Genomic DNA, 1292 nt, shown 5'->3' with positions numbered 1-1292 from the left:
GCTCCGGTGGGGACGTGCGGGGGAGGGTGCCGTCCGTCAGGCGTCTGGCCGTGCGGGCCGCGTCACGCGAGGCCGCCGCGCCGGAGTCCGCGGGGTTCGGGGTCGATGCCGTCATTCGGGTCCACCTCATGCTCTCGGGGTCATCGGAACAAGCGCCGCCAGGTCTCCGGGCCCGGGTAGCCGTCGGCCGCTCCGCCGCGCCAGCCCTGTGCCCGCTGGAACGCCTCGACGTTGCGGCGGTCCGCCTCCGTCCAGCGCGGACCGGGTCCCGACAGGTAGTGCTTGCCGAAGCCCCGCTTCACCAGTTGTTTGCCCAGCTTCTCCACATATGCGTTGGATTGCCCCGGACGGAAGTAGCCACGCCCGGGAAACCCCGTCGCATTCGTGCTCGAACCGCCCGAACCACTCGAACCGCCGATGCCCTTGCCCCCGCCGGTCACGAGGAGCGCCCACGTCTGCGGTCCGGGCAGGCCGTCCGCCTCCTTGCCCTTCCAGCCCTGCGCGAGCTGGAACGCCTGGGTCGCCCGCCGGTCCGCCTCGCCCCACCTCGGGCCGGGCCCCTGGCTGTAGAACTTCTTGCCGCCGCGCGCGACCAGCAGGTTCCCGAGCCGGGTGACGTACGCGTTGTTCGCGCCCGGGCCGAACATCCCCGCCCCCGGGTACGCCACCGACTCCGTGGGCTCCGCCCCGCTGCCGGCACCGCCGCTCACCACGCCCTTGTAGCGGTAGGCCACGTACCGGTCGGAGTTCTCCCAGTACGCCATCGGCGTCGCCTGCTTCCGCGTGCGCGGCTTCGTCTGCTCGTAGGCGATGTAGGAGGTGTGGGTGTAGTCGGTCCAGCCGCCGAAGATCGTGACGTGCGAGCCGCGGGTCGGGTTGGCCGGGTTGTGGAAGAGCAGGATGTCGCCGGGCTGGAGCTCGGTGCGGTCGATGCGTACGGCGAAGCGGTCGAGGCTGCCGGTCCACTCGTTGCTGCTCAGGTTCCAGGCCATGGAGATGTAGCCGGAGCAGTCCTGGCGGTACCCGTCCGACCAGTACTTCTCCATGGAGTACGGGACCTGGGCGGCGACCCACGTCTTGGCCCTGTTGATGATCTCCGCGCGGGTCGACTTCCGCAGCGTCTCCGTCGAGATCTGACTGGTCGTCGGGACGGCGTCGGGGGTCGGGGCCGAGCCCGGTCCCGGCGCGCCGCCGTGCAGCGGCCCCCGTCCGCCCTGCGGGGTCTCGGGCCCCGGCCAGGGCGAGTCGGGGGAGCCCGCCGAACCCGTCGAGCCCGCCGAACCCGTCGAGCC

At 72.2% G+C, this 1292-nt stretch carries 1 protein-coding gene; it reads right to left on the bottom strand.

From position 1 onward, the window contains the following. Positions 1–140: 140 nt before the first annotated feature. Positions 141–1292: peptidoglycan-binding protein (locus CCN56_RS33505; RefSeq protein ID WP_179200072.1), on the bottom strand; the 1152-nt coding region annotated here is incomplete at its 5' end.

It is taken from the genome of Streptomyces sp. NRRL B-24572 (assembly GCF_002156145.1).
Lineage (GTDB): Bacteria > Actinomycetota > Actinomycetes > Streptomycetales > Streptomycetaceae > Streptomyces > Streptomyces vietnamensis.
Note: the sequence above shows the minus strand (reverse complement) of the source record. Positions and strands in the feature narration are given on the sequence as shown.